The sequence below is a fragment of the Streptomyces sp. NPDC001668 genome (assembly GCF_042893155.1).
Lineage (GTDB): Bacteria > Actinomycetota > Actinomycetes > Streptomycetales > Streptomycetaceae > Streptomyces.
On sequence record NZ_JBIAUQ010000006.1, the window covers coordinates 513,451 to 521,312 of the forward strand.

7 protein-coding genes are annotated in these 7,862 nt (G+C 66.4%); 3 read left to right on the forward strand and 4 right to left on the reverse strand.

The features are described from left to right. Window positions 1-66 precede the first annotated feature (66 nt). Entirely contained in the window at window positions 67-2,433 is a 2,367-nt protein-coding gene (locus ACFYZ8_RS21960; protein WP_388537743.1) for an N-6 DNA methylase, read from the reverse strand. Between the two features lie 302 nt (window positions 2,434-2,735). Here ACFYZ8_RS21960 and ACFYZ8_RS21965 point away from each other — a divergent pair, with 302 nt between their 5' ends. The 3 genes from ACFYZ8_RS21965 to ACFYZ8_RS21975 all read left to right on the forward strand — a co-directional run bounded on the left by ACFYZ8_RS21965 (window position 2,736) and on the right by ACFYZ8_RS21975 (window position 5,434). Further along, complete coding sequence (locus ACFYZ8_RS21965; protein ID WP_359039907.1) at window positions 2,736-3,083, forward strand: transcriptional regulator; 348 nt, start codon at window positions 2,736-2,738, stop codon at window positions 3,081-3,083. Further along, window positions 3,080-3,751, forward strand: coding sequence for a nucleotidyl transferase AbiEii/AbiGii toxin family protein (locus ACFYZ8_RS21970; protein WP_359039909.1), 672 nt, complete (start codon window positions 3,080-3,082; stop codon window positions 3,749-3,751). The genes ACFYZ8_RS21965 and ACFYZ8_RS21970 overlap by 4 nt, the downstream gene beginning before the upstream one ends. A 417-nt stretch (window positions 3,752-4,168) precedes the next feature. Beyond that, on the forward strand, window positions 4,169-5,434 hold the full coding sequence (locus ACFYZ8_RS21975) for a DUF4365 domain-containing protein (protein WP_388537745.1): 1,266 nt from the start codon (window positions 4,169-4,171) through the stop codon (window positions 5,432-5,434). A 661-nt stretch (window positions 5,435-6,095) separates the two neighbouring features. Here the strand turns inward: ACFYZ8_RS21975 and ACFYZ8_RS21980 are convergent. The 3 genes from ACFYZ8_RS21980 to ACFYZ8_RS21990 all read right to left on the reverse strand — a co-directional run. Continuing rightward, a complete protein-coding gene (locus tag ACFYZ8_RS21980; RefSeq protein WP_388537747.1) occupies window positions 6,096-6,494 on the reverse strand; it encodes a type II toxin-antitoxin system VapC family toxin in 399 nt (132 codons plus the stop codon). Then, the gene (locus ACFYZ8_RS21985; RefSeq protein ID WP_359039915.1) at window positions 6,491-6,772 is read right to left on the reverse strand and encodes a hypothetical protein; all 282 of its coding nucleotides are present in this window, start codon (window positions 6,770-6,772) and stop codon (window positions 6,491-6,493) included. Before ACFYZ8_RS21985 ends, ACFYZ8_RS21980 begins: the two co-directional genes overlap by 4 nt. Window positions 6,773-7,165: 393 nt before the next feature. Beyond that, on the reverse strand, window positions 7,166-7,862 hold a 697-nt coding region (locus ACFYZ8_RS21990), incomplete at its 5' end, for an ABC transporter permease (RefSeq protein WP_388537749.1).

A 7,862-nucleotide genomic window follows, 5' to 3' on the forward strand; every position in this document is an offset into this window, starting at 1 on the left:
CGGCTCGCACGATGGAGCATTCACAGAAGTCTTCCTTCACGAAGGGGCTGAAACGGGAGGAGAGCATCATTCCGGGACCAAGACGCCAGTCAGGAAATGGGCGGCCAGTGTGCTGCGATGGTGCATCGCGGCCTGAATGAGTTCGCGATGCGCGGTGATCTGTGCGCCTACCGCATCCAGCGCGTTGCTGATTCGCCGCTGGTGAGCAAGGGGCGGCAACGGTACGGGCAGAAGTGCCAGTGTGGCGGCGCTGAGGGAGGGGACGGCGGTGCCGCGGGCGTACTCCTTGAGCCAATGCACCGTCTGCGGCAGAGACAAGTAGGCGAGCAGGTAGCCGGGGAGGACAAGGACCTCCCCGTCCGATTCCAGGGCACGCAGCCGCAGCAGGTTGGTGCTGAACAGCCAGCCTTCCTGCGCCTTCTCTACCAAGGCAGGGGGCATCTGGGCGCCGGAACGCACGCACAGGATGTCTCCGGGGCGGAGACGGAACCTTGCCAGTGCGCGAGCGACATCCTCACCCACTTTCTCCATGTCGCGATCGTCGATACGTCCCTCACGCAGATGCTTCGGCATCACGACACGCAGATCGCCTGCCACGGAGCGAACCTCGGCCGGCAGCCGTGAGTAGGACGGGCCGGCCGTGATCTCGACCAGATCGCCCAGCGGAACCCGACGCCAGTCATGAGGTAGCCCGTCATACGAGAGCACGAAGGCTGACGGCAAAGGGCTGTACGAGAGCGCATCGACCGCACCGTCTACGGCTTTCGTTCGACGCCCGGCCGTATAAAGCGCCCGCTTCGTCGCTGCTGCCTCAGTCGCCGCATCAGCCGGTGAGGCCGCGGACATCCATCTGTCCACATAGTCGGCGGGGCTGAGCGAGTAACCCGCAGCCCGCACGGCCTCCAGCGGAGCAGCGACCGCAAGATGGCCGGCGCTCTGCCGCCCGAGGCGGAATCCAGTTCCTCGCCGCCACGCCTGAACGGTTTCCGTCACCGCCCCGACGTGTTCGTCGGACAGGACCCGCGGTCCGCGACTCGCCTTGTCGCCCAACTCTCGGGCGTCCACGAACAGGATCTCCTCGCAAACCGCTGTGGAGCGCCTCAAGAACCACAAGCAGACGGACACCTGAGCCCCCGAGAAGAGCTGGGGCGGCAGCGCGACGATGCATTCGACAGCCCCGTCCTCCACCAGCCTGCCCCGAATCTCCCGCTCCCGGAGGTCTGTGGAGGCGCCCGCGCTGACCGGCATCACGACGCCTGCATGGCCCTCGTCCTTGAGGGACACCAGGACATGCTGGAGCCAGGCGAATGCAGGGTTGCCGGGGGGAGGCGGTCCGTACGGCCAGTCGATGCCCTCACGCGGCCTCGCCCCAACCCCGCGAGCGTTGAACGGCGGATTGGTCAGGATCAGGTCGGCCTGGCGGGCCTTCGGCCAGACACGCTCGTTCCATGGGGCCGTGGTTACGGCCTCCAGTTCGACCGGCACTCCGTGCAGCGCAAGGTTCATTCCGGCGAGCTGAAGTGTGCCGCGCTGCGGGCTCTCACCACGCAGGGTCAGAGGCACGACGCCACCGAGGCGTTCAGCGACCCCGTCAAGCATCTCGCCTGCGCGCACATACGGATCGTAGACGCGTTGCGCGGAGTCCTCGTCGTCTATGACGGCGTCCCGCATCAGCCGCACGACAGCACGGGGGGTGAAGAACTCTCCGCTGGGAAGCCCGGCTCGGGAGCCGAATTGATCCACCAGTTGCCGGAACTCATCGATCCCCAAGCCGTCGGTCAGGCGAATCACCTCGACGACATCCGCGTACTCCCGAGGCTCCAACCTGACGATGGCTGCCCGCATGCCCGGCAGCACACCACGCAGGCGAAGTGCCTCGTCGGCCGCCTCCCCGATCTCCTGCAACAAAGCCGCTGTGGCCGCCCTGGATCGAGCCCGCGCCGTACGTGGGAGCGACACCGAGTGCGGGTCTCCGCTCACCTGAAGAAAGACCAGGGAGAGGAGCAAGGCAAGATAGTCCGTCATCGATCCGCCACCGCGCACGGCGTCCGCGATCGGTCCCAGCAGTTGCGCGAGTTGCCGTGCACGCTGTTCTTCGTCGCGCGACAGACCGCTGTCGGCTGCCTCATCGCTCGGCGTGGTCGCTTTCTGGCGGGCGTCGTCCGATGCCGTGAGGTTCCGCCGCATACGGTCGGCATAGGTGATCCCGGGCGGCTCGTCGGACGCACGCGCGCGCGACGGGATCGGACGGGAATCAAGCCATCCGAGAACCGCCCGCAGACTGAATAGTTCCGTCTCCCCCGTCCTGACCGGCTCTGGATAATCCTCGTACCGACGCTGCCAGTTGGTGACCGCTGGCCGCATCACCCCAGCCAGCTGTGCGAGTTCGGCCCTCGACAACAGGCGATCTTCGCTGAGCCCCGTACCGTCCATGAAACCCCCGTACACCGCCCTGGTTGCTCTCGATGAGGGAACGGTAGAGAGGCGACAGCGAGAGCGTCAATGTGCGCACCGTCGGTGCGCACATTGACGGGTGGACACGACACACGGGATGTGAGGCCGAGCTCCAGGGGCCATCGAAGCTCTCAACAGCTGTTTTCTTTTCCATAGCTCATCTCTTCCACCCGGCCGACAGGAGGTGAGGGACATTCTTTGTTAACGGGGTACCTGAGATGCCCCTACGCCAGTCTGCGGATCACTGAGCCCACCGCAGGCTCTTCCTGGATAATCAACGTATGGCAACACAGCCCGGTCTCTCTGATCTTCGCCGCGCCAAGTTTGCTCGCCGTGCGCCTGGCGCACTTTCCGAGCTCGTCGGCCCCCAGCACGGCACGGTGACCCTGCCTCTGCATCTGGCGTGGTCGGGGCTCACCACGTTCGATCTCGACCAGCCGCGGCTGCGGATGAGCTACTACCGGATAGTCCTGGCCGAGGGTCTGCGCGACGATCTCATCCGGTTCCTCAATCGTGACCTTCTGGTCAGCCTGTGGCCCACATTGCGCACACTGGTCAGCCGTGATGTCCGGGAAGTGTGGGAGAGCTCCTTCGACGAGCTGGCTCACGGAGCCCAGGCTGCTGCGTGAACCTCACGGATCTGCACCGTCGGCTGCTTGCGGACGTCCTTGACGTGGGTGGTGTCTACCCTCTGGCGCTCACCGGTGGCTACGCGGTTCAAGCACATGGGCTGGTCAACCGGCTCAGCCAGGATCTCGATGTCGCGACCGAGAACCCGGAACGCATGGAGGACATCGCCACCTCCGTGCGCAGCGGACTGGAAGAACGCGGATGGCGCGTGAGGGCTCTGGAGACAGATCCACTGTCAGCGCGGCTCATCGTCACCGATCCCGCCAGCCTTGAGGAGTGCGAGGTCGACGTCCTCAAGGAGACACTTTGGCGGCCCCCCGTGCGCACCGAGCACGGACTGGTGCTGTCCCTCGAAGATGTCGTCGGCACGAAGGTTCGCGCACTGGCCGACCGGGGACTCGCCAGAGATCTGGTCGACGTGCAGGCCGCAGCGGACCGCTGGAGCCACATCGATCTGGAACAACTTGGCCGTCGCCACGCCCGTGACTCATTCGATCTACGCGAGCTTCAAGCACGTCTGGGCGGGGCCGACTGGATCGACGACACCGAGTTCGCCGCCTACGGGCTGGACGAGCCGGCAATCACCGAGCTGCGTCGGTGGGCGCAATCGTGGGCCGACGACATCGGCGAACGACTCCAGGAGCTGGAAATTCCACACGAGGACTGAAGACCGCAAGGGCGCCGTCGGCCATGAAGACACGTTTCAGAGCCGACCGCTCACAGCCCGGTCGCACCTCGACCACACCCACGGCGGCCCACCTGGCATCCGGTGCGTGCGTAGTGGCTCTGCCGACCCGGAAGAGGCGGTAACAATCTGCTGGCCGATTCCGTGCCCATAGCGTGCCCTTCAGAGCGGACAACAACGGTCAGCAGCGGGTGCAACAGACGGCACCAGACGGCCGTGTCCCGGCGAGGCTTCCCGGGCTGGGCATGCGAACCCCGGGCCGAGTACTGAGCCCGTGCACGTAGCACTCTGGCCGCCGTTCCCCAGGCCGGATGTCAGAGGCGTGCGGCAGGATGTCGAAGGACGGTGCCGTCCCGGAGCTGCCGGGGGTCCGGCGAGGGAGCTCCGGGGGAGGACGATATGCCGAAGATCTCGAAAGGGCGGCGCGTGGGGCAGGCCGCCGTGAACGCGCTGCGCTCCCTGTTCGAAGAGCACGACCACATCGTGCAGGAAATTTCCGGGCAGAACGATTTCGGCGAGGACCTCTACGTCACCTTCACCGACAACGGGCGTCTCACGAGCGACACGATCAAGGTTCAGGTCAAGGGTGGGAACAGCCGACGCCGTGGCAACGGTTACGCGGTGCGTGTCGACCAGCACGGCGACACCTGGGCGAACGGGAACATCCCCGTCTACTGCGTGGTGTACGACCCTGACACCAGACAACTGCACTGGGCGAACGGAACCCAACAGCTCCGTCGGTCCGGTCAGCTGAGTCCGCCGCGCTTCATCGGGGTCAGCCCCAACGCGGTGCTGGACGACACCACCATGGAGTCCTTCGTCGCCCAAGCCCGCCGCTACGTCGGACGTTATCGAGATCGGCAGGCCGTCCTCACCCACCTCGGCGAGATGTCCGGCGTCGAATTCGACCCAGCGGACCACGTTCTGCACTTCGTCAACGGCTACGACGAAGACCTCATCTTCTGGAAGCGCCCGGGGGACCGTGTGGCGACGCTGCTGCTCAGCGCCCAGGACTGGGAACCGGTTCTCGTCACCCTCGAGTCCTTGATGCGCGGCCGGATCGACATACCCGAGGAGATAAGAGGCGGTGAATCCCCGGACCCCGATCTGTGGACCGCCGAGGACCTGGAGCTGAGCCCGTCCGAGATCATGTGGGCGACCTCGTGCTTCATGTCCACCCGAGAGGCTGACGAGGGACCGGGAGACGACTCCGTCGGCCCCGTCGAGTGCGCGGGGTGCCCTGACTGCACGGACGAGGAGCCTGTAGAGCACGGCCGGATCGAGGCCGACCTGCTCCACGACTACCTCCTCGCCCGTATCCTCGATCGGATCGACGCCGAACCTGACCTGATGCGGCGCTCGATCCTGGCCATGCGCGAGGACGGCGCACTCGGACCGGAGATCGTCGCCGAGCTCGGGCCTCTCGAAACAGAGCCCCGTCTCGTCCGTCAGGTGAACAGGCTGAGCCGGGCGACAGTGTCGACGGTGGACGACATGGAGCCGGGGGCCTTCCAGCTGGCCGTCCTCTACCTCATACACCGCGTCTACATCGGCGACCCCTCGCTCCCCCTCGACGAGCAGGTCCGCATCGTCTGGCGCATACCCGAACCCACAGCATCCGAGAAGGCCGTCGAGAATGATCAGGCTCCGGTCACCCGGACGTGACCAACCCGCTGAGTTGCCGGAGAGCCGCACTCCACGCTTGCGAGATCTCACCGTCCGGCGCCCAGCCGTACCGCCACATGCGCTGTCCGTCCTTCGTACAGCTGGCCGACTGGAGCAGATCCGCGGACTGACGCCAGGCGTACGGGTCACCGGTTTGCGATGCGCGGCGGAGCAAGTCGAGCGCCTCGTTCGTGCGTCCCGCTGTGACGCAGTTCGGCCACGGTGGATATCTCGTCCGGACAGCCCTCCTCGGCGTGATGGGCCGCGCACGACATCAGCCAGGCAAAGGTCTCGTCCGGCCCACGGCCGCCGTCATCAGACGAGCGGTCTGCCGCAGGGCGTACACATTTCTCTCGTCCGCGTCCGCCGGCCGCTGGTACGCCGCCACATTTCGTCGGCCGAAGCATCGCCGCGGCGCTCAGTACTTGGCGACCTCCTCCACAGAGCCAACACGTTGGCCCACTCGCGCCGCACGGCATCGTCCTGATCTTCCTCATCGACAAGACTCCAGAGGCGGCGCCGGAGTGCCGTGTCCCCGATCAGACGCCTGAGCAATGCGCTCGCCCTGAAGCGGGGCATGAGGGCAGGCGGGAACAACCAGCACGATCAATTTCAGGACGATCTACGCACGGCGAGCACCGTCTCTGCAAAGCGCCTCGGCTCAGACCTTCTCGGCACTCACGCGCGGGTGCTCGGCAGTGAGCAGGGCGATGTCTTCTACATCGGAAGTCAGGATCGTCACCTGGCCGGGATGCTGCAGGGCGGTGGCGCACAGCATGGCGTCGATTGCGTACTTGTGGCCGTGCAGTCCCGCTGCACACAGCAAGGTGGCAGCGGATTGCGCGACGGCCTGGGTCACCGGCTCGACACCAAGGCGGGACAGGGTCCACTTCAGTGCAGCTTCGTTGATCTTTGGGTGGATCACCTCGACCAGTACCGCTGCCGAGGTGATCACGGGGAGGTCGGCGTCGCGAGCCGCCGTCAGCCACTCGTGGATCTCCCGATCACGCTGAACAGCCTTCGCCAGGCCCTCGCTGTCCAGGACCAGGGCCCCGCTCACGCGGCCGCCCCGGAATTTGAGGCGCCGCCGGTGAGCCGGGCACGCTTGGCCGCCACGGCCTCGGGGTCCGCCGGACCGTGCACCCTGTCGAAGTCCGCGATCAGCTCGTCCAGGTTGTCCCGCTCGATCTGCCGCTGGGCCGCTTTCTCCAGGTACGCCGATACGCCCCGCTTGCCGACCCGCTCCCGGATCGCCTGCAGAGTTCCGGCGGTCAGTGTGACGGAGATGCCGCTGGTGGGGCCGTCGCCGGGCAGGAAGTCAACATCGTCATCAGCCACACCGCCAGTATGCCATTAAAAATGGCATACTGGCGGTCAAGCGCACCACGAGGTTCTCCCAGCAGAGGACGGAGCAACCCGGTGCTTGCAACCGCAACGTCTCCTCGGCGACCGGCCACGAACCGAGCGGACAAAGAGCGGAAAACCACGGGCAACAGCGGTGCAATCCGACGCACTCGACCACTCCAAGACCCAGAAACCCCAGGTCGGCAGCCTGGGGTTTGTTTGCTGTCTGGATCAATTCGAGGGGGACAAGGCGACTTACGAGTCGGCGCACGCCACACCGGCGCGACTGGATGTGTGTACTCCCGACGCGCTCGAACCGCCGGCAGGGCGGCATACGCCGACGTCGTGTCGGAGTGTGCCGCCCCGGAGCGGGACGCGTCGTGACCGCTATTTCGGGTCGCGGTCGAAGAGCGACTTGGACCAGGCGTAGCCGAGCGCGGCCAGGCCGAGGCACCAGGCGACGGCGAGCCAGCCGTTGTGGCCGATCTCGGTGCCGAGGAGCAGGCCGCGCAGGGTCTCGATGGCCGGGGTGAAGGGCTGGTACTCGGCGATCGGCTGGAACCAGCCCGGCATCGCGTCGACCGGCACGAAGGCGCTGGAGAGGAGCGGCAGGATCATCAGGGGCATGGCGTTGTTGCTGGCGGCCTCGGCGTTCGGGCTGGACAGGCCCATCCCCACCGCGATCCAGGTGAGCGCCAGGGACATGAGGACGACCAGGGCGAAGGCCAGGATCCACTCCAGCACGGTGGCGTCCGTGGAGCGGAAGCCGATGGCCACGGCGACGGCGCCGACGAGGGCCACGCTCATCGCGCACTGGATCACGCTGCCGACGACGTGGCCGACGAGCACCGAACCGCGGTGGATCGCCATGGTGCGGAAGCGGGCGATGATGCCCTCGGTCATGTCCATGGAGACGGAGACCGCGCTGCCGATCGTCGTGCCGCCGATGGTCAGCATCAGGATCCCTGGGAAGAGGTACGCGAGGTACGCGGAGCGGTCGCCGCCGCCGTCCCCGAGTCCGGCGCTCATGGTGTCGCCGAAGATGTAGACGAAGAGCAGCAACAGCATGATCGGGGTGAGCAGC